The organism is Streptomyces cinereospinus (assembly GCF_042430725.1).
GTDB lineage: Bacteria > Actinomycetota > Actinomycetes > Streptomycetales > Streptomycetaceae > Streptomyces > Streptomyces cinereospinus.
Map to the genome: position 1 here is coordinate 26,489 of NZ_JBHMCY010000036.1, position 20,001 is coordinate 46,489.

Genomic DNA, 20,001 nt, shown 5'->3' on the forward strand with positions numbered 1-20,001 from the left:
TCCGGTCGGTGTCGTGCCTCGGGTCTCCGTCGTCTGTCCGGTCGGTGTCGTGCCTCGGGTCTCCGTCGTCTGTCCGGTCGGTGTCGTGCCTCGGGTCTCCGTCGTCTGTCCGGTCGGTGTCGTGCCTCGGGTCTCCGTCGTGCCTCCGGTCCCCGTCGTGCCTCCGGTCCCCCGTCGTCTGTCTGGTCCCCGTCGTCCGTCCGGTCCGGCGCGAACTGCTCCTCCAGCACGGCGGTGGGGAGCGCAGCCACGTCCTCCCGCTCCAGCCCCGCCCCGCGGGCCCGGCGCGCCCACGCCGCCGGCTCCGCCCGCAGCGGGGAGCCGGCCGGGGCGGCGCCCGGTGACCGCCGGACGAACGTGCCGAGGCCGCGCCGCGCCTGGACCAGGCCCTCGCGCTCCAGCTCGCGGTAGGCCTTGAGGACGGTGTTCGGGTTGATGGCGGTGGCCTCGACGACCTCGCGGGCCGTGGGCAGCTTGTCGCCGGGCCGGAGCAGCCCCGGCCGCAGCGCCTGCTTGGTCTGCTGGACGATCTGGACGTAGGTGGCGACGCCGCTGCGCCGGCCGATGCGGTACTCGACCATCTGGACACCACCCTTTCACCCATTGAGTAGTGAAAGGGTGGTGCTGGAAGGGGGTGGTGTGCGTCACGTCTCCGGGCGCCGCCCCCGACCCGTCACGTCTCCGTGCGGTACATCAGGTCCGTCTGGTACGTCGTGAAGCCCATCCGCTCGTACACACTCACCGCCGCCGTGTTGTCGGCGTCGACGTACAGCATCGCCGTCGGCAGCGCCTGCGCCGCCAGGTGCCGCAGGCCGATCGAGGTGAGCGCCTTGCCCAGCCCGCCGCCCTGCGCGCCCGGCGCGACACCGAGGACGTACACCTCGCCGAGCTGCTCCTCGGCGTGCACCTTCGTCCAGTGGAAACCGACGAGTTCGGCACCGCGGAAGGCGAGGAAAAAGCCCTTCGGGTCGAACCACGGCTCGGCCTTGCGGTCGTCGAGGTCCCGCTGGGTGAGCGAGCCCTGCTCCGGATGGTGGGCGAAGGCGGCGGCGTTGACGGCCAGCCAGGCCGCGTCGTCCTGCCCGGGGACGAAGGCGCGCACGGTCACGCCCTCGGCGAGCACCGGCTCGGGCAGGTCGAGCCCCGCCAACGGCCGCCGCATCTGGCGCAGTTCGCGGAAGAGGGTGAGGCCGAGCACCTGGGCGAGGTGCCGGGCGGCGGAATGGCCGCCGTGCGCCCACACCCGCAGCCGCTTGCCGGACGCGGCGAGCAGGGCGGAGCCGAGGGCGCGGCCGTGTCCGTGGCCCCGGTGCGCGGGGTGGACGACCAGTTCGGCGGCCGGCGCCTCCACCGGGTCGGTGTCCTCCAGCTGGGCGTAGCCGACCAGTTGGCCGCCCGCGGTGAGCAGCAGGTGGGACACGCCCGCGCGGGCGCCGCCGCGCAGCTGGAGCCTGCCCTGCTCGGACACCGCCTGCTGGCCGTCGGCGCGCGCGGCCGCGGCGAGCAGGTCGAGTACGGCCTCGGTCTGCTCCGGGGCGAGCGCGGCGTGGGTCTCGAGGGAACGGGAGAGCGGGCTGCCGGGCCGTGCGCTGTCGTCGCTGGTCATGCCTACGAGGGTACGGGGCGGGTGGGACGAAGTGTGGTACGGGAGGCGTGGGCGCCAGGGCCCGGACAACCATGTGGATACCAGGATGTAACCGGGAACCCCCTGTCGCGCTACGCGCGTTGACCCTAGGCTGCGGCCGGACGGAGCCACGTCCCACGATCCTCAGCCGACCCACCAGGGGGGCACATGCCGGCCACACCTCGACCGCACCGCAGACGACGCACCACCCGGCTGCTCGCCGCAGCCGCCGGACTGACCACCGCCGGCGCGCTGGCGGCCGCGCTGCCGGCCTCCGCGAGCGCCGACGACCACCGCGGCGGCCACCGGCCGAGCCGCTACCAGGACGTGCAACTGCTGTCCTTCAACGACCTGCACGGCAACCTGGAACCGCCGGCCGGTTCCTCCGGCCGGGTCACCGAGCTCCAGCCGGACGGCACCACGAAGACCATCGACGCGGGCGGTGTCGAGTACCTCGCCACCCACCTGCGCGAGGCCCGCGAGGGCCACCCGTACTCCATCACCGCCGCCGGCGGCGACATGGTCGGCGCCTCCCCGCTCATCTCGGGCCTGTTCCACGACGAGCCCACCATCGAGGCGCTGAACAAGCTCGGCCTGGACGTCACGAGCGTGGGCAACCACGAGTTCGACGAGGGCGCCAAGGAGCTCGGCCGCCTCCAGAACGGCGGCTGCCACCCGACCGACGGCTGCTACACCGACGAGGAGTTCGAGGGGGCCGACTTCCCCTACCTCGCGGCGAACGTCCTGGACGAGCGGACCGGCAGGCCGGTCCTCAAGCCGTACTGGGTGTGGCAGAAGAAGGACGTCAAGGTCGGCTTCATCGGCGTCACCCTGGAGGACACCCCGGGCGTCGTCTCCGCCGAGGGCGTCAAGGGCCTGACGTTCGAGGACGAGGTCGAGACGATCAACAAGTACGCCAAGGTGCTCCAGCGCCAGGGCGTGAAGTCGATCGTCGCCCTCGTCCACGAGGGCGGGGCGCCGGCCTCGCAGTCGTACAACTACGACTGTGACGCGCCCGGTGCCGGCGACGGCATCTCCGGGCCGATCGTCGGCATCGCCGAGAACGTCACCCCGCAGGTGGACGCCCTGGTCACCGGCCACACCCACGCGGCGTACGTGTGCACCGTGGACGACCCGGCGGGCAACCCGCGCATGGTCACCTCGGCCTCCTCCTTCGGCCGCCTCTACACCGACACCACGCTGACCTACGACCGGTTCACGGGGGACATCGCCCGCACGTCCGTCGCGTCGGCGAACCACGTGGTCACCCGTACCGTCGCCAAGGCGCCGGACATGACCGAGCTGATCGGCAGGTGGAACACGCTCGCGGCGCCCGTCGGCAACCGCCCGGTCGGCTACATCTCCGCCGATGTCCCGAGCACCGGCACCGAGTCCCCGATGGGCGACCTCATCGCCGACGCGCAGCTCGCGTACGGCAAGGAGCTGGACCCGGAGACCGACCTGGCGCTGATGAACCCCGGCGGCGTGCGGGCGGGGCTCACCTACGCGGCCAAGGGCGGTGAGGGCGACGGCGTGGTGACCTACGCCGAGGGCTTCACCGTGCAGCCGTTCTCCAACACGGTCAACCTCCAGGACTTCACGGGCAGCGACCTCGTCAAGGTGCTCCAGGAGCAGGTGAGCGGCGCGAACGCGGCCTCCCCGAGAATCCTCCAGCCCTCCTCGGGCCTGACGTACACGCTGGACCTGACGAAGACCGGCGCGGACCGGATCGTCGTGGACTCCATCCGGCTGAACGGCGCCGCCATCGACCCGGCGGCCACCTACCGCGTCGCGACCAACAGCTTCCTGGCGGGCGGCGGCGACGGCTTCACCACGCTGGGCACGGGCACCAACGACCTGGTCGGCACGGACGACCTGGCGGCCCTGGCGCAGTACCTGACGGCCAACTCCTCCCCGGCGAGCCCGATCGCGCCGCCGGCCGCGAACCGGATCACGATCGTTCGGTGATCACCCACGCGGAGCTTCCGGCGGCGGTCGCTGAGTACGCGCGGCCGGCGGGGGCGGGCGTGGCAGCCTGAGCGGCCCAGGGGGTGTCCCACCCGGGACACCCCCTGGGGCTCGGAGCGGGAGGCTCGGCCGGCCGTGCGCGTCCAGCCCCAGCCGGTCGGCGACTTCCCGGGCGACTTCCCGGGCGACCTCCCGGGCGGTGGCCCGGGCGGCGGCCGGCGGCGGCCGGCCGGCGCTCGCCGACCCGGTGTCCGGGCCCGTGGTGCGGTGGGCGGCGAACCGGTCGCGAGACCCGGCGAGCCGGTCCTCGGCGGGGGTGTCGGGCAGGAGGGCGTCCTGGTCGCCGTCGACGATGACGCCGTCCAGGAACATCCTGTCGGCGGCGGTGCGCAGGGCGACGGCCTGATCCCCGCCGAGGCTCTCGTCGGCGGCCTCGTCGACGTCGTGGGCCGCCGCCCGCCGCCTCCCCGGACCGGGGAAGGGCTACGGCACCTCGGGGGGCGGCTCCGGGGCGCCCGGCAGCAGGATCGTCGCCACCGTGCCACCGCCCTCGGCCGGGCCGAGCGACACCCGGCCGCCGGCCTGCTGGACCGTCCGCGCCACGATGGACAGGCCGAGGCCCGAGCCCGGCAGCGCGCGGGCGCCCGGGGAGCGCCAGAAGCGGTCGAAGACATGGGGGAGCTCGTCGGCGGGGATGCCGGGCCCGTGGTCGCGGACGGTGAGCGCCCCGTCGGCCAGCCGGACCTCGATCGTGCCGCTGCCGGGGCTGAACTTCACCGCGTTGTCCAGGACGTTGACCACCGCCCGCTCCAGCGCCGACGGCTCCGCCCGGACGTACCACGGCCGCACGTCCGCCGTGATCGTCAGCTCCGGGCCGCGCAGCCGGGCGCGGCGCAGCGCCGACTCGACCGAGTGGTGGAAGGCGACCACCTGGGCCCGGCCCGGGTGCTGGCCCGTGTCGGGGCGGGACAGCTCCTGAAGGTCGCCGATGAGCGCCGCCAGTTCCGTCATCTGCGCCTTCACCGAGGCGAGCAGCGCCTTGCGGTCGGCCTCGGGGAGCGGACGGCCGGTCTCCTCGCTGCGGGTGAGCAGTTCGATGTTGGTCCGCAGGGAGGTCAGCGGGGTGCGCAGTTCGTGGCCGGCGTCGGCGATGAGCTGCTGCTGCAACTCGCGGGAGCTGGCCAGGGCCGACGTCATGGAGTTGAAGGAGTGGGACAGACGGGCCACCTCGTCCTCGCTGTCCTGGTCCACCGGGATGCGGATGGTCAGGTCCTCGGTGCGGGCCACGTGCTCGACGGCCTCCGTGAGCTCGTCCACCGGGCGCAGGCCGGCCCGGGCCACCGCGAGACCGGCGGCGCCCGCGCCCACCACGCCGATGCCGGAGACCAGCAGGAGGAGCAGGGCGAGCTCCTTGAGGGTGTTCTGCGTGTCGTCCAGCGGCAGCGCGACGAGCAGGGCGACGCCGTCGGTCAGGGGGACCGCCATGGTGCGCACGGGCTTGCCGTTGGTGTCCTTGGCGCTGCTGAAGTGCAGGGGGCCGTCGGGGTTCTTGGCGGCCTCGACGTCACCGCCGTCGACGGGCACCGAGCCGGCGGAGTTGCCGAAGACGCAGTAGTCGCCGTCGGCCTTGACGAGTTGCAGGTAGGGGCGGGTGCGGGGGCCGAGGGGCACGGAGCCGTCGGTCACCTCGGTGGTGCAGTTGGCGAGGGTGCTCTGGATCTCCTGCAGGGACACCCGGACGTTGCCGTACCGCAGGTCGTCGTCGATCTCGCCGTACCACTTGCCCTGCACGATGAACCAGCAGGTCACCGAGACCGCCGCCACCGCGAACGCCACCGCCGCCGCCACCAGCAGCGACAGCCGCGCGCGGATCGGCAGCGCGCGGAGGCGGCGTACCGGGCCGGTCATTCCGCCCCGCCCTGGCGCAGCACGTACCCCACCCCGCGCACCGTGTGCACCAGCCGCGGCTCGCCGCCCGCCTCCGTCTTGCGGCGCAGGTACATCACGTACACGTCCAGCGAGTTCGACGACGGCTCGAAGTCGAAGCCCCACACCGCCTTCAGGATCTGCTCCCGGGTCAGCACCTGGCGCGGGTGGGCCATGAACATCTCCAGCAGCGTGAACTCGGTGCGGGTCAGCTCCACCGGCCGCCCGCCGCGCGTCACCTCCCGCGTCCCGAGGTCCATGCGCAGGTCGGCGAAGACCAGCGCCTCGTCCTCCTGCGCGCCGGCCGCCGCCACCGCCGCGGCGTAGGAGCTGCGCCGCAGCAGCGCGCGGATACGGGCGAACAGCTCGTCCAGTTCGAACGGCTTGACCAGGTAGTCGTCGGCCCCGGCGTCCAGTCCCGTCACCCGGTCGCCGACCGTGTCGCGGGCCGTCAGCATCAGGATGGGCGTGGTGTCGCCGGCCCCGCGGATGCGGCGCGCGGCGGTCAGGCCGTCCATGCGGGGCATCTGGATGTCCAGGACGACCAGGTCGGGCCGGTACGCGGCCGCCTTCTCCAGGGCGTCCGCGCCGTCGACCGCGACCTGCGTGTCGTACCCCTCGAAGGCGAGGCTGCGCTGGAGGGCTTCGCGCACCGCCGGCTCGTCGTCGACGATGAGGATGCGCTGGGGGTCACGGTCGCCTTCGGCGGGGCTCATGGCTGGGGTTTCCTCGGGTGCGAAGGAGGGGCGGGGCTGACGCTCTCAGCGTCGCATGTCCGCGGGCGGCGCCGGGGGACTCCCTGCCGGTGCCGGTGACCCGCGGGCCTCAGTCCGTGGCGCCCGCGCGGAGCTTCGCGAGGTCGGCCTTGACCGTGTTGACGGGGATCGCGAAGCCGAGGCCCACGCTGCCCGCGTCGGACGACGAGCCCGCCGCCGAGTACATCGCGGAGTTGATCCCGATGATGTTGCCGTTCATGTCGATCAGCGCCCCGCCGGAGTTGCCCGGGTTCAGCGACGCGTCGGTCTGGAGGGCCTTGTACGTGGTGGTGGAGGACCCGGTGTCACCGTTGAACTGCCGCCCGCCGAACTCGAACGGCCAGCCGCCGCCCTGCTGCTGTCGCTGCCCGCCCTCGTCGGTGGAGACGGTCACGTCGCGGTTCAGGGCGGAGACGATGCCGCTCGTCACGGTCCCGGTCAGACCCTCGGGCGAGCCGATCGCCACGACCTCGTCGCCGACCTGCACGGCGTCGGAGTCGCCGAGGGTCGCCGGCGTCAGCCCGGAGGCGTCCGCCAGCTCGATCAGGGCGAGGTCCTTGCTGCTGTCGGTGCCGACGACCTGCGCGGTGTACTCCGTGCCGTCGCTGGTCGTGACGGTGATCCGGGAGGCGCCGGAGACCACGTGGTTGTTGGTGACGATCTCGCCGCCGCTGGTGATGACCACGCCGGAGCCGGTGGACGAGCCGATGTCGGAGGTGGCGCTGATCTCGACGATGCTCGGGCTGACCGCCTTGGCGACGCCGGCGACCGTGCCCCTCTGGCCGGTCGGCACGACGCTGGTGCCGGTGCTGCCGGCGGAGGCCACCGTGTCGGTTCCGGTCAGCTCCTGGATGCCGTAGGCGGTGCCGCCGCCGACGGCCGCGGCGACGATCGCCACGGCGGCGAGCAGCGCGACCGGGCCCCGGGTGCGCTTGCGGGGCCGGGGCGGCGCGGCCACGGGCTCGGTCAGCAGCGGCGTCGGCCGGTGCGCGGGCGGGGGCGGCCACTCGGGGTCGACCGGGGCGGAGGCGTGCTGCGCTGCGTCCTGGTACGGGTTCTGGGGGTGCTCGTACGCGCCGTCGCGGCGGAGGCTCTCGGTCATGTCCATGAGCTTCGCGCCCGACCATGAGAGCTGCCTGAGTGCCGCCTGAGAAGCCCGGCAGAACCTCGTATGCCCGATATCAACCCGCGCCCCACCGCCTGCTGACGCCCGCCTGCTGACGGCCGCCGGTTCCGCGCCGCTTGCCCTCGGTGGACTGCTCCGCGCCGCCTGCTCGCGGCTGCCGGTTCCCGGTCGCCGGCTTCGCGCCGACTGCCTTCAGCGGACTGCTGCGGGCCGCTTGCTCCCCGCTGCCGGTTCCGCGCCGCTTGCTCCCGGCCGACTCCTTGCGGCCGACTGCCCTCAGGGGACCGCTCCGGGCCGCTTGCTCCCCGCTCCCGGCTCCCGCCGACCGCGCCGCTTGCTCTCCGGCCGACTCCTTGCGGCCGACTGCTCTCAGGGGACCGCTGCGGGCCGCTTGCTCCCCGCTCCCGGCTCCCGCCGACCGCGCCGACTGCTCCCCGGCCGACTGCCTTCCGCCGACTGCGCCCCGCCGCCCGCGCCCGGCGGTCCGCCGGGATTTCTCAGCGGCGTCTCACGCGGCCATCACTCGCACCCGCACGACCGGCGCAGCACCAGCCGGGACGGGAACACCTTCAGCCGCTCCCGGCGCGAGCCCGCCACCCGCAGCCCGTCATCGAGGACGAGGTCCACCGCCGCGCGGGCCATCGCCGGCCGGTCCGAGGCGATGGTGGTCAGCGGCGGATCGGCCAGCGCCGCCTCCTTGATGTCGTCGAAGCCGGCCACCGCCAGCTCGCCGGGCACGTCGATGCGCAGCTCGCGCGCCGCGCGCAGCAGGCCGATGGCCTGGTCGTCGGTGGAGCAGAAGATCGCGGGCGGCCGCTCGGGCCCGGCCAGGATCTCCAGGGCGACACGGTAGGCGTCGTAGCGGTTGTACGGCGCCTCGAAGAGCCGCCCCTCGGTGGACAGCCCGGCCTCGGCCATGGCCCGCCGCCAGCCCTCGACGTGGTCGGAGACCGGGTCGCCGACGGCCGGGGTCTCCGCGGTGCCGCCCATGCAGGCGACGTACGCGTAGCCGTGTTCCAGCAGATGGCGCACGGCGAGCTGGGCGCCGCCCAGGTCGTCCATGACGACGGCCACGTCGTCGATGGCCTCGGGGCGCTCGTGGAGCAGCACCACGCGGGCGTCCCAGGCCTCGATCTCGGCGGCGGCCAGGTCGTTCAGCGCGTGGCTGACCAGGATCAGGCCGGAGACCCGCATGCCCAGGAAGGCGCGCAGGTAGTGGACCTCGCGCTCGGCGATGTAGTCGCTGTTGCCGACGAGCACCATCTTCCCGCGCTCGGACGCGGCCCACTCGACCGCGTGCGCCATCTCCGCGAAGAACGGCTGGCGGGCGTCGGGGACGATCAGGCCTATGAGGTCGGTGCGCCGGGAGGCCATCGCCTGGGCCACCCGGTCGGGCCGGTAGCCCAGCTCCTTGATGGCGGCGAGGACACGCTCGCGCGTGGCCGGGGCGACCGGCCGGGGTCCGTTGTTGATGACATAACTGACCACGGCGGTGGAAGTCCCCGCCAGCCGCGCCACATCATCCCGAGTCACCTTGGCCACGCGCGGAGTCTACGCGGATGGACCCGCTCTGGGCAGGGCCTGCGCTGCCCTTCCGCGGACCCGTGCGCCGCCGGGCGCGCCCCCGCGGGGGCGCCCGTGCGCCGCTCAGGCGTCGGCCGGCACCTCGGCGGAGCCCAACGCGGCCCGCTCGCCGGAGTCTTCCGGCTTCGGCCGGGCGGCCTTGGACGTCGCCTCGTCCGCGGCGCGGTCCGCCTTCTCCGGCGTAACGAATCGGTAACCGACGTTACGGACGGTCCCGATCAGCGACTCGTGCTCGGGGCCGAGCTTGGCACGCAGCCGCCGTACGTGCACGTCGACCGTGCGGGTGCCGCCGAAGTAGTCGTAGCCCCAGACCTCCTGCAACAGCTGGGCGCGGGTGAAGACCCGCCCCGGGTGCTGCGCGAGGTACTTCAGCAGCTCGAACTCCTTGAAGGTGAGATCGAGGACGCGCCCCTTGAGCTTGGCGCTGTACGTGGCCTCGTCCACCGAGAGGTCGCCGTTGCGGATCTCCATCGGCGAGTCGTCGTTGACGATCTGCTGCCGGCCCATGGCCAGCCGCAGGCGGGCCTCGACCTCGGCGGGTCCGGCGGTGTCCAGGAGGACGTCGTCGATGCCCCAGTCGGCGGTGACGGCGGCGAGGCCGCCCTCGGTCACCACCAGGACGAGCGGGCAGCCGGGGCCGGTGGACCTGAGCAGCTGGCACAGGCTGCGCACCTGCGGCAGGTCGCGCCGGCCGTCGATGAGGATGACGTCGGCGCCCGGCGTGTCGACGAGGGCGGGGCCCTCCGCCGGGGCCACGCGCACGTTGTGCAGCAGCAGGCCGAGCGCGGGCAGCACCTCCGTGGACGGCTGGAGAGCGTTGGTCAGGAGCAGCAGAGAACTCATACGTTTGGTTCCTCCTCGGTCCCTGCGAGGACGTGTGCGGTACTGCTCTGCGTTCCCGGGGCCCGTACACCTGCGGTCACCTGCGGTTCTCCGCCTCGTATACAACGCTTCCGAAAGCACAAAAGGACCCGGGGGCTTCGCTGCCCGAGTCCTCTGCCCAGCAGAATAGCCCATATGAGCAACGGTCCGGCAGGCCAAGTGGCACGATCCAGCACCGTTCGTCCGAAGTATGAGACGTCCGGGGCGAGCAGACCCGCACCATTGCGGACGTTTCTGCACACCGCGGACGGTGTGCGGATCGACGCCCTGTACGAACCCGGTGCGGTTGTATACGAAAGTCAGTCGCCACCTTCCGGCCATCCGGTGTTCGTCGTGGCGCACGGGTTCACCGGCGACGTGGAGCGCCCCCACGTGCGCCGGGTCGCCACCGCGTTCGCCCGGTACGGCGCCGTGCTCACGTTCTCCTTCCGCGGCCACGGGGCGTCCGGCGGGCGCTCGACCGTCGGCGACCGCGAGGTCCTGGACCTGGCGGCGGCGGTGGCGTGGGCGCGGGAGCAGGGGCACGCGCGCGTGGTGACCGTCGGCTTCTCCATGGGCGGCTCGGTGGTACTGCGGCACGCCGCGCTGCACGCCCGGCAGAGCGACGCGGTGGTGTCGGTGAGCGCCCCGGCCCGCTGGTACTACCGGGGCACGGCCCCCATGCGCCGCCTGCACTGGCTGGTGACCCGCCCCGAGGGCCGCCTGGTGGGCCGGTACGGCCTGCGCACCCGGATCCACCACCGGGGCTGGGACCCGGTGCCGCTCTCGCCGGTCGAGGCGGTGCCGCGGATCGCGCCGACGCCGCTGCTGATCGTGCACGGCGACCGCGACGGCTACTTCCCCGTGGACCATCCGCGCATGCTGGCCGACGCCGCCGGCGGCCACGGCGAACTGTGGCTGGAGCCCGGCATGGGCCACGCCGAGCACGCGGCCACCGACGCCCTGCTGGCCCGGATCGGGGACTGGGCCGTCGGCGCGGCGGGCTAGCCTGGCGGTAGTCACAGCCAGGTTCTGCCGATTGACTTGAGGACGAGATGGCAAAGGTCACGGTGCGCTACTGGGCGGCCGCGAAGGCCGCGGCCGGGCTCGCCGAGGAGCCGTTCGACGCGGCGACGCTCGCCGAGGCGCTGGCCGCCGTGCGTGAGCGACACCCCGGTGAACTGGTGCGCGTCCTGCAGCGATGCTCGTTCCTCATCGACGGTGACCCCGTGGGCACCCGCGGGCATGAGACGGTACGGCTGGCCGAGGGCGGCACGGTCGAGGTGCTCCCGCCGTTCGCAGGAGGGTGACCACACCGATGAGCGACCAGCCGTACGAGGGCATGTACGACGGCGGGTACGACCCGTACCAGCAGGAGCAGCCGCCCTACCAGCAGCCGCAGCAGCCGCCCTACCAGCAGGCGCCGCAGCCGCCCTACCAGCAGCCGCAGCAGCCTCGGTACCAGCAGCCGCAGCAGCCTCCGTACCAGCAGCCTCCGTACCAGCAGGCGCCGCAGCCTCCGTACCAGCAGGCCCCACAGCACCAGCAGGCCCCGCAGCACCAGCCGCCGTACGCCGCCGAGCACCCTCAGCAGTGGGCGGACCAGACCTGGGAGGCGCAGGGCCGGCCGGCCCGGGCGTACGTCCCGGAGCAGCCGCCGCAGCACGGGGAGTGGGCCCGGCAGCCGTCGCAGCACGAGCGGTGGGCCCAGCAGCCGTACCGGCAGCCGCAGCCGCCCGCCGAGCCCCCGGCCGCCCCCGCCGCCCCCGAGACGCCGCTCACGGCCGCCCAGCGGGCCCGGCTGGAGGGGCGGTCGCCGATCATCGAGCCCGGGCTCCGGCCCGCCGCGCTCACCGCGGTGCTCGGGCTGCTGCTGGCCGGCGGCGCGGCGCTCGGCCCGTACGCCCTGCTGGTCCCGCTGGTGCTGCTGCAGGCCGTCACGGCCGCGGGCTGGTTCCGGCTGAACGGCATGTGGCCGGCCCGGCAGGGCATCGCGCTGGCCTTCGCGGGCGCGCTGGCGGCGGACGCGGCGCTGCTGGTCGCCGGGCGCGAGCAGGCGCCCGCGGCGATCCTGGGCACCCTCGGGGTCTGGGTACTGCTGACGCTGGTGCTGCAACTGCGCTCGCACGCCGATCCGGACACGCGGATGTACGGCCTGATGGCGACCGTGGTCTCGGCCGCGCTGGCCATCGTCGCGACCGGGTACCTGGCCGCCGAGCCGGACGCGGTCGTCGTCGGCGCGGCCGCGGTGGCCGTGGCGGTGCCGGCCCGGGCGCTGCCACTGCCCACGCCGGTCTCGGTGGCCGTCGCGCTGCTCGCGGCGGCCGGGGCGGGCGTCGCCCTGGGCGGGAGCACCGGCCTGGGCGACGGCGGCGCGCTGCTCGGCGCGGCGGCCGGGGCCTGCGCGCTGATCGGGCACCGGGCGGCGAGCTACGACTACCCCTCGCGGTTCGTCCACTTCACGGCCGGTGTGGCGCTGCCGCTGAGCGCGGCGGCGCCGGTGCTGTGGGTGCTGGGGCGCGCGCTGGTCTGACGCGCCTCCTGTCACAGGTGATCGACAATCCGGCGGCGGCTCTTCCCTTTGGGGTTACGGTGACCGTCGTCCGAGACCGACCGCCTGGGTGGGGAAACATGCGCGCGCTGCGAATACTTCTGATCCTCGTCGTGATCCTGGGCGGCCTGTTCGTGGCCGCCGACCGGCTCGCGGTGAACTTCGCCGAGGGCGAGGTCGCGGACCGGCTGCGGACCAGTGAGGGCCTGTCCACCACTCCCGAGGTGTCCATCCACGGCTTCCCGTTCCTCACCCAGGTCGCCGGCGGCACGCTGGACGAGGTCGAGGTGGGCATCCAGGGCTACGAGGCGGCCGCGGGCGACGGCGAGCGGATCCGCATCGACGACCTGAGCGCGACCATGCGGGGCGTCGAGTTCTCCGGCGACTTCGGCTCCGCCACGGCCGCCTCCGCCACCGGCACCGCCACCATCGCCTACGCCGAGCTGCTCAAGGCCGCCAAGTCCGAGCCCACGCAGGTCGCGCCCGGCATCACCGCCCGCGTGGTGAGCCTGTCCGACGGCGGCAACGGCAAGATCGAGGTCGGGGTGGAGGTCGAGGCCCCCGTGATCGGCACCGAGCGGATGTCCGTGCTCAGCACGGTCGCCGTCGAGGGCGACACCGTCGAGGTGCGCACCGACTCGCTGCCGGAGCTGGCGGGGCTGGACATCGCCGAGGACTCGGTCCGTGAGATCACCGACTTCCGGCAGGCCATCGACGACCTCCCCGGCGGCGTGGCGCTCGACAGGGTGCAGGCGGCGCGGGACGGCGTGGAGATCTCGGTCAAGGGTTCCGGCGTGCGGCTGGCGGGATAGGACGAGGCCGGACGCGGTCCGGTTGTCCGACAGGCGAGACGCCCCTGTCCGTAGCGCAGATGTGCGGACGGGCACCAGCGCGCGGAGCCGGGGCACGGCGCTCCGGGCGCTGTCGCGTTCCCGTATGCCGGACGGTCCTGTCTCAACATGCGACACGCCGGTGACACGCCCGCCGGTCCGTCCCTAAGCTCGACGCCATGCAGTGTCAGACGAGCGTCCTCCGATCGCGGGGACAGGCGGATCTCACGAAGCGGCGGGCAGTGGACCTGTGCCGCGTCGCCGCCATGCTCTGTCGCCCCTTCTGAGCGGACCCTTCGACGTCCGCGTTCCCCCCCCCCCGCCCTGCTCAGGGCCCCCGTGCGCCGCGCCCGTTCCGGCACGCGCACCCCTTCGCACTCGTACGCCCCGCCGCAACTGCCCCGGAGGAGAAGAGCATGAGCCGCAGCGACGTCCTGGTAGACGCCGACTGGCTGCAGGAGCACCTGGACGACCCGAACATCGCCATCGTCGAGGTCGACGAGGACACCTCCGCGTACGACAAGAACCACATCAAGAACGCGATCCGGATCGACTGGACGCAGGACCTCCAGGACCCGGTCCGCCGCGACTTCATCGACCAGGAGGGCTTCGAGAAGCTCCTGTCGGCGAAGGGCATCGCCAACGACACGCTGGTGATCCTCTACGGCGGCAACAACAACTGGTTCGCCTCGTACGCCTACTGGTACTTCAAGCTCTACGGCCACGACAACGTCAAGCTGCTCGACGGCGGCCGCAAGAAGTGGGAGCTGGACGCCCGCGAGCTGGTCGAGGAGGTGCCGGAGCGCCCGGCCACCGACTACCGGGCCAAGCCGCAGGACACCTCGATCCGCGCCTTCCGGGACGACGTGGTCGCCGCCATCGGCGCGCAGAACCTGGTCGACGTGCGCTCGCCCGACGAGTTCTCCGGCAAGCTGCTCGCCCCCGCGCACCTGCCGCAGGAGCAGTCGCAGCGCCCGGGCCACGTCCCGACCGCCCGCAACATCCCGTGGTCGAAGAACGCCAACGACGACGGCACGTTCAAGTCGGACGAGGAGCTCAAGGCCCTCTACGCCGACGAGCAGGTCGACTTGGCCAAGGACACCATCGCCTACTGCCGCATCGGTGAGCGCTCCGCGCTGACCTGGTTCGTGCTGCACGAGCTGCTCGGCGTCGAGAACGTCAAGAACTACGACGGCTCCTGGACCGAGTACGGCTCCCTCGTCGGCGTGCCGATCGAGCTCGGCGCCAACAAGTAACCCACCCCGACCGGCCTTCCGGTCAGACCCCTCTTTGGAGAAAGACATGTGTGGAGCGAAGGCCGGCGGCCCCGACGCCTCGACGATCAAGCCCGGTGAGACCACGATCCAGGGGCAGGTGACCCGTGACGGCGAGCCGGTGACGGGCTACGTCCGGCTGCTGGACTCGACCGGTGAGTTCACGGCGGAGGTGCCGACCTCCGCGACGGGCCAGTTCCGCTTCTACGCGGCCGAGGGCACCTGGACCGTCCGCGCCCTCGTCCCCGGTGGTGCCACCGCCGATCGCACGGTCGTCGCCCAGCAGGGCGGACTGGCGGAGGTCGCGATCGCGGTCTGAGACCGGCGCTAGCCAGGAGGGCCGCGTCCCGCGGGTTGGACACCTGGGGCGCGGCCCTTCCGTGTGCGCGGACCTACGCTGGAGGTATGTACGCGCGGCGACGGCACGTCTACTTCGCCCTGATGGGCACCTGCATCGCGCTGTTCGTGCTGGCCTGGGGCGTCGTCCGGCTCTGGTCGACCCCGGTGGCCGTCGGCATGTGCGTGGTCGCGATGGTGATCCCGCCGGTCGCCGCGATGGTGGCCAACCGCCGGGGGCCGGACGACCGCTGGTGGGACGAGCCTCCCCCGAGCCCCCGGCTCCGCCCGGACAGGGGGGACCCCCATGGCGATCCCCAGTCCGACGCCTGGTGGGACGAGCTGGACGGCAGGGACCGGCCCCGGTGACGCCGGGGCGCCCGGGGACCGGCCCCGGTGACGCCGGGGCGCGCGGGGACCGGTCCTGGTGACGCCGGGGCGCGCGGGCCGGTCAGTAGACGAGGGCCTGCGTGTCCTCGGCCAGCGCCTCCTGGACGAAGACCTGGGCGCCCGCGATCCGCACGCCCTCGATGACGTCCTGCTCCGTGATGTCCCGGCGGGCCGCGCACTGGGTGCACAGCGTCAGGCGGCCGGCCGCCAGCACCGAGTCGATCAGGTCGGGCAGCGGGGCCGCGTGCGGCAGCTCGAACTCGGCGGCCCGGCCCGGGAGGGCGAACCAGGCGGACTCGCCGGTCAGCCAGACGGACACGTCCACGCCGCTGGCCACGGCCACCGCCGCCACCGTGAACGCCTGCGAGCAGCGCTCGGGGGCGTCCGCCCCCGCCGTCACCTTGATCACCAGCTTCTTCGCCATGGCCGCATCGTAGTCAACCGCCCCGGCGTCCCGGCCGCCGCGTTCGGGGCGTACCTCACAGGGGCGTACCTCACAGGAAGGGCCGCGGCCCGGCCGCGTAAGCTGGGGCACGGCCTTGTGCACCACGCACCCCGCTCACCAAGGAGCACATCGTGATCGTCTTCTTCGAAGCCCTGTTGGTCCTGGTCTGCGTCGGCGTCCTCGCCTTCACCGGTCTGGCCGTGAAGAAGCTGTACCAGGGCCAGCGCTGACCCACGCCACCCACCCCACCCGTACGAGACGTTTGAGCTGCTCATGATCGAGATCCCGCCCGACCTCCACAAGGACCTCGTCCCCCTCGCCTTCCTGCTCGGCGACTGGGCGGGCGCGGGCGTGCACGACTTCCCCGGTGCCGAGAAGTGCAACTTCGGGCAGGAGGTCACCTTCACCCACGACGGCCGGGACTTCCTGGAGTACCACTCCCACAGCTGGGTGCTCGACCAGGACGGCGACAAGGTCAGGCCGCTGGAGTCCGAGCACGGTTTCTGGCGCGTCGACGCCGACCGCAAGGTCGAGGTCACGATGACCCGCGACGACGGCGTCATCGAGATCTGGTACGGCGAGCTGGCCGCCCAGAAGCCGCAGATCGACCTGGTCACGGACGCGGTCGCGCGCACGGCGGCCTCCCGCCCGTACAGCGGCGGCAAGCGGCTGTACGGCTATGTCAAGGGCGACCTGATGTGGGTCGGCGAGAAGCAGACCCCCGAGGTCCCGCTGCGGCCGTACATGTCGGCGCAGCTGAAGAAGGTCGTCACCCCGGAGGACGTCGAGCGCTGGGCGAAGGCCCTGCCGGGCGATCTCCCGGACGACGGAATCGCCTTCTTCAAGTGAGCCGCCCGGCGTGGCCCTAGTGCCGCGGCACTAGACTTTCAGTGTGGTGAGCACCGACTGGAAGAGTGACCTCAGGCAGCGCGGCTACCGGCTGACGCCGCAGCGGCAACTCGTGCTCGAAGCCGTGGACACCCTGGAGCACGCGACCCCCGACGACATCCTCGCCGAAGTGCGCAGGACGGCGTCGGGGGTCAACATTTCCACCGTCTACCGGACCCTGGAGCTCCTGGAGGAACTCGGGCTGGTCAGCCACGCCCACCTCGGGCACGGGGCGCCGACGTACCACCTCGCCGACCGGCACCACCATCTCCACCTGGTCTGCCGCGACTGCACCACCGTCATCGAGGCGGACGTCTCCGTGGCCGCCGAGTTCACCGCCAAGCTGCGCGAGACGTTCGGCTTCGACACGGACATGAAGCACTTCGCGATCTTCGGCCGGTGCAAGGACTGCACGGCGGACCCAGGCTCGACCGGCAAGAGTTCAACTACCGAGTCGTAGGCTTAGCGTATGAAGAGCCCTCTGCTGTCCCTGCCCGGCGCCGTCCCGGCCGAAGGCGTGGACGAAGGCGTCGCCGCCCACTACGGCGACCTGTTCCGCGAGCAGCGCGCCCTCGCCGACGGCACCGGTTTCGTCGACCTGTCGCACCGCGGCGTCGTCACCGTCTCCGGCGAGGACCGGCTGAGCTGGCTGCACCTGCTGCTCACCCAGCACGTCAGCGAACTCCCCGCAGGCGAGGCCACCGAGGCGCTGATCCTGTCCGCGCACGGCCACATCGAACACGCCCTGTACCTCGTGGACGACGGCACGACCGTCTGGGCGCACGTCGAGCCCGGCACCCGGGACGCGCTGATCGCGTACCTGGAATCGATGAAGTTCTTCTACCGGGTCGAGGTCGCCGACCGCACCGGTGACATCGCGGTCGTCCACCTGCCGGCCGGTTCCATCGCCGAGGTGCCGCGGGGGGCCGTGGTACGGGAGACGGCGTACGGCCGTGATCTCTTCCTCCCGCGCGCCGACCTGGAGGCGTACGCCGCGCAGGCCGGGCCGGCGGCCGGGATCCTGGCGTACGAGGCGCTGCGCGTCGAGCGGCACCGGCCCCGGCTCGGCTTCGAGACCGACCACCGCACCATCCCGCACGAGCTGGGCTGGATCGGTACTGCGGTGCACCTGCAGAAGGGCTGCTACCGCGGGCAGGAGACGGTCGCCCGGGTGCAGAACCTGGGCAAGCCGCCGCGCCGGCTGGTCTTCCTCCACCTGGACGGCAGCGAGGTGCACCTGCCGGGCCACGGCACCGGGCTCCGGCTCGCGGACGAGGGGCCCGACGGCCGCAGGGTCGGCTTCGTGACCACGGCCGTCCGCCACCACGAACTCGGCCCGGTGGCGCTGGCGCTGGTGAAGCGGACCGTACCGGTGGACGCGCGGCTGATCGCGGACACGACGGCCGCGGCCCAGGAAGTCGTCGTCGAGCCGTAGCCGCGGGTCGCGGGCCGGATGAAGGCCGCGAAGTCATGGCTCGGGCGGGGTTGTCCGCCGGGCCTTGAGGTGCGGGTTCGTCGGACATGAGGAGCGGAGCCCCGGGAGAACCGGCAGTCGACCAGGACAGGCCGTTCACGGACCGGAGGCTCCGCTGTCCGGGCAGTGTGCCCGTCGCCCGGGCCGTCACGGTGGCCGCAGGGCGGTTTGCGCCCGGTCGGCATCGACGTCCTCGCGCCCCCAGGCCCTGGACAATCCGCCCAACCGCACCCTTCACGGCCTTGTCGCTAGCCCCTAACTTATAGGATGTCAAGCTGAGTTAGCATGGGTCGAACGTTGTCGAGTACACGGGAGTGGGCGTGACATCGGTAGGACGCCGGGGCGTGCGTTCCGTGGCCACGAAGATGGTGTCCGCCGTGGACCTGGTGGTGCATGAGATCCGCCGGTCGATCCTCAGCGGCGAGCTCCCCCCGGGGCAGCCGTTCACGGTTCCCGCTCTCACCGAGCACCTCGGGGTCAGTCATGTCCCGGTGCGCGAGGCCCTGCGGCAGCTGGAGGCCCAGGGCCTGGTGGTGCTCAGCCCGTCGCGCAGCGCCATGGTCACCCCGCTCGACCCCGACGACCTCCGCATGATCTACCGGCTCCGGATGACGGTCGAACCGGAACTCGCCGCCCTCGCCGCGCCCGCGCGGACGGACGCGGCGCTCGACGCGCTCGACGGCCTGGTACGGGTGACGTTCAGGCAGGTCCTGGGCGAGGCGTGCTGGGAGCCGCACCGGTCCTTCCACTCCGCCCTGATCGAGCCCGCCGCCAGCGACTGGGACCGGCGGATGCTCGTGCCCCTGTGGGACGCCTCGGAGCGGTACACGCGACTCGTCTTCGATCCGGTGGAGGCGCCCGAGTCCTTCGCCCACGACCATGCTCATGCTCATGACGAGCTGGTCGCGGCCGCGCGATCACGCGACCCGCGCCGGGTCCGTGACGCGGTCCGCGAGCATCTGGAGCACAATCTCAACACGATGCTCGCCGGCATGGGCAACCTCGGCTCCGGCCCGACGGGATTCGGGAGCAGCGCCACCGCGTAGGCCCTGCCGTCAGGTGCCCGGGTCCCCCTCGGTTCCGATCACCGCGGGTCCGGGCCGGCCCCGCGGTGACCGCCGGCCGGTCCTCACGCGTGCCGCCGGCGGCGGGCACCAAAAGAGCGCGGGCCGAACCGCCGACCAGGGCCGTCGCGCTCTCGCGGTCTTCGGCGCGGGCCGCCCGCAGGTTCATGCCCCGCCGACTGGTATGCCGAGTCGCGACCGTCGGCGCTGACATCTTATAAGTTAGAACCGTTGACATCTTATAAGTTAGCCGCCTAGCCTCCCGATACCGCGACGCCGCGACCCGGCCGGACCCCGAGTCCGGCTCAGCGGCTTCCGTCCGGCACTGGTTCAGAAGCGGCCGAGGCCGCGTCCTCACCGGAGGGTCCTTGTGTCATCAACGTCGATGTCCAGCTGTTCGTCGGAGCACCCCGCACCTGTTCGCCGGTGACGGCCCGTCAGCGCGCCGAGAACGCGATCCCAGGAGAGACGACGTGCTGAAGCCCAGGACGCCGGCGGACCGTCCGGTGACCACGATCGATCCGTGCGCCGACGACCGCGGGACGGATGCCTCTCCCGAACCGGAGCGACTCCGTTCATCCGGCGGCACGTTGTCCGTCCTGGAGTACGGCGTCCCGGGTGCCGCGACGGCGCGGAGCCGCCATCGCGGGACCCTGGTTCGTTTACCGTGAGCCGGCCCCGGAACACGTGAAGCTCGTGGACTCGGCCCAGCCGGACGGTGCGGTGATCGTGCGTTCGAGTCGCGTTCCCCGTCCGCCGCTGGTCCACCACCGCGGGCCGGAGGGACCGCCGAGCCGTGCCGCCGGCGCTTCGAAAGAGGGCTCCGCGACCCAGGCCCCGGACGCTCACGGGGCGAACTGACCAGCGGAATCCACCTGGCCCGCGCAGGCGTCGGCCACCCGCTC

At 72.9% G+C, this 20,001-nt stretch carries 20 protein-coding genes and 2 pseudogenes; 13 read left to right on the forward strand and 9 right to left on the reverse strand.

Features of this window, described 5'->3' with window-relative positions; genetic code table 11:
* Positions 1 to 188 precede the first annotated feature (188 nt).
* Positions 189 to 581: pseudogene (locus ACFF45_RS19655) on the reverse strand (GntR family transcriptional regulator); the annotation flags it as partial.
* Positions 582 to 673: 92 nt separating this feature from the next.
* Positions 674 to 1,606 carry a mycothiol synthase gene (gene mshD, locus ACFF45_RS19660; protein ID WP_381347707.1) on the reverse strand — a complete coding sequence of 311 codons (933 nt, stop codon included), beginning with the start codon at positions 1,604 to 1,606 and terminating at the stop codon, positions 674 to 676.
* A 186-nt stretch (positions 1,607 to 1,792) separates the two neighbouring features.
* Between mshD and ACFF45_RS19665 the strand changes: the two genes are divergently transcribed.
* Positions 1,793 to 3,592: a bifunctional metallophosphatase/5'-nucleotidase gene (locus tag ACFF45_RS19665; RefSeq protein WP_381347708.1), complete on the forward strand. Its 1,800-nt coding sequence runs from the start codon at positions 1,793 to 1,795 to the stop codon at positions 3,590 to 3,592.
* Positions 3,593 to 3,889: 297 nt separating this feature from the next.
* Here the strand turns inward: ACFF45_RS19665 and ACFF45_RS19670 are convergent.
* The 6 genes and pseudogenes from ACFF45_RS19670 to ACFF45_RS19695 all read right to left on the reverse strand — a co-directional run.
* A pseudogene (locus ACFF45_RS19670) lies at positions 3,890 to 4,036 on the reverse strand (pectinesterase family protein); the annotation flags it as partial.
* Between the two features lie 39 nt (positions 4,037 to 4,075).
* Entirely contained in the window at positions 4,076 to 5,500 is a 1,425-nt protein-coding gene (locus ACFF45_RS19675; RefSeq protein ID WP_381347709.1) for a sensor histidine kinase, read from the reverse strand.
* A complete protein-coding gene (locus ACFF45_RS19680; protein WP_381347710.1) occupies positions 5,497 to 6,234 on the reverse strand; it encodes a response regulator transcription factor in 738 nt (245 codons plus the stop codon). Before ACFF45_RS19680 ends, ACFF45_RS19675 begins: the two co-directional genes overlap by 4 nt.
* A gap of 109 nt (positions 6,235 to 6,343) precedes the next feature.
* Complete coding sequence (locus ACFF45_RS19685) at positions 6,344 to 7,375, reverse strand: S1C family serine protease (protein ID WP_381347711.1); 1,032 nt, start codon at positions 7,373 to 7,375, stop codon at positions 6,344 to 6,346.
* 543 nt (positions 7,376 to 7,918) lie between these two features.
* On the reverse strand, positions 7,919 to 8,941 hold the full coding sequence (locus ACFF45_RS19690; protein ID WP_381347712.1) for a LacI family DNA-binding transcriptional regulator: 1,023 nt from the start codon (positions 8,939 to 8,941) through the stop codon (positions 7,919 to 7,921).
* Positions 8,942 to 9,046: 105 nt separating this feature from the next.
* Positions 9,047 to 9,826, reverse strand: coding sequence for a winged helix-turn-helix transcriptional regulator (locus tag ACFF45_RS19695; protein WP_381347713.1), 780 nt, complete (start codon positions 9,824 to 9,826; stop codon positions 9,047 to 9,049).
* 174 nt (positions 9,827 to 10,000) lie between these two features.
* On the opposite strand from ACFF45_RS19695, the gene ACFF45_RS19700 reads away from it, so the two are divergent.
* The 8 genes from ACFF45_RS19700 to ACFF45_RS19735 all read left to right on the forward strand — a co-directional run bounded on the left by ACFF45_RS19700 (position 10,001) and on the right by ACFF45_RS19735 (position 15,204).
* Positions 10,001 to 10,852, forward strand: coding sequence for an alpha/beta hydrolase (locus ACFF45_RS19700; protein WP_381347714.1), 852 nt, complete (start codon positions 10,001 to 10,003; stop codon positions 10,850 to 10,852).
* A gap of 47 nt (positions 10,853 to 10,899) precedes the next feature.
* A complete protein-coding gene (locus ACFF45_RS19705) occupies positions 10,900 to 11,154 on the forward strand; it encodes a MoaD/ThiS family protein (RefSeq protein ID WP_381347715.1) in 255 nt (84 codons plus the stop codon).
* Between the two features lie 8 nt (positions 11,155 to 11,162).
* Positions 11,163 to 12,377 carry a hypothetical protein gene (locus ACFF45_RS19710; RefSeq protein ID WP_381347716.1) on the forward strand — a complete coding sequence of 405 codons (1,215 nt, stop codon included), beginning with the start codon at positions 11,163 to 11,165 and terminating at the stop codon, positions 12,375 to 12,377.
* Positions 12,378 to 12,475: 98 nt separating this feature from the next.
* Entirely contained in the window at positions 12,476 to 13,207 is a 732-nt protein-coding gene (locus tag ACFF45_RS19715) for an LmeA family phospholipid-binding protein (RefSeq protein WP_381347717.1), read from the forward strand.
* 197 nt (positions 13,208 to 13,404) lie between these two features.
* Positions 13,405 to 13,512, forward strand: a complete 108-nt coding sequence (locus ACFF45_RS19720; protein ID WP_351714517.1) for an Ms5788A family Cys-rich leader peptide — start codon at positions 13,405 to 13,407, stop codon at positions 13,510 to 13,512.
* Between the two features lie 129 nt (positions 13,513 to 13,641).
* Positions 13,642 to 14,481: a sulfurtransferase gene (locus ACFF45_RS19725; RefSeq protein ID WP_381347718.1), complete on the forward strand. Its 840-nt coding sequence runs from the start codon at positions 13,642 to 13,644 to the stop codon at positions 14,479 to 14,481.
* Positions 14,482 to 14,527: 46 nt separating this feature from the next.
* Positions 14,528 to 14,818, forward strand: coding sequence for a DUF1416 domain-containing protein (locus ACFF45_RS19730; protein ID WP_210577738.1), 291 nt, complete (start codon positions 14,528 to 14,530; stop codon positions 14,816 to 14,818).
* An 86-nt stretch (positions 14,819 to 14,904) separates the two neighbouring features.
* Positions 14,905 to 15,204: a DUF3099 domain-containing protein gene (locus tag ACFF45_RS19735; RefSeq protein WP_381347719.1), complete on the forward strand. Its 300-nt coding sequence runs from the start codon at positions 14,905 to 14,907 to the stop codon at positions 15,202 to 15,204.
* A gap of 82 nt (positions 15,205 to 15,286) precedes the next feature.
* Here ACFF45_RS19735 and ACFF45_RS19740 read toward each other — a convergent pair whose 3' ends face one another.
* Complete coding sequence (locus ACFF45_RS19740; RefSeq protein WP_381347720.1) at positions 15,287 to 15,649, reverse strand: DsrE family protein; 363 nt, start codon at positions 15,647 to 15,649, stop codon at positions 15,287 to 15,289.
* A gap of 294 nt (positions 15,650 to 15,943) precedes the next feature.
* Here ACFF45_RS19740 and ACFF45_RS19745 point away from each other — a divergent pair, with 294 nt between their 5' ends.
* From ACFF45_RS19745 to ACFF45_RS19760, 4 genes are all read left to right on the forward strand, one after another.
* The gene (locus ACFF45_RS19745; RefSeq protein WP_381347721.1) at positions 15,944 to 16,519 is read left to right on the forward strand and encodes a heme-binding beta-barrel domain-containing protein; all 576 of its coding nucleotides are present in this window, start codon (positions 15,944 to 15,946) and stop codon (positions 16,517 to 16,519) included.
* A 43-nt stretch (positions 16,520 to 16,562) separates the two neighbouring features.
* The gene (locus ACFF45_RS19750; RefSeq protein ID WP_381347722.1) at positions 16,563 to 17,018 is read left to right on the forward strand and encodes a Fur family transcriptional regulator; all 456 of its coding nucleotides are present in this window, start codon (positions 16,563 to 16,565) and stop codon (positions 17,016 to 17,018) included.
* Positions 17,019 to 17,027: 9 nt separating this feature from the next.
* Positions 17,028 to 17,993 (forward strand): CAF17-like 4Fe-4S cluster assembly/insertion protein YgfZ, encoded by a 966-nt coding sequence (gene ygfZ, locus ACFF45_RS19755; RefSeq protein WP_381347723.1) that lies wholly within the window; start codon positions 17,028 to 17,030, stop codon positions 17,991 to 17,993.
* A gap of 383 nt (positions 17,994 to 18,376) precedes the next feature.
* Complete coding sequence (locus ACFF45_RS19760; protein WP_381347724.1) at positions 18,377 to 19,078, forward strand: GntR family transcriptional regulator; 702 nt, start codon at positions 18,377 to 18,379, stop codon at positions 19,076 to 19,078.
* Positions 19,079 to 20,001 lie beyond the last annotated feature (923 nt).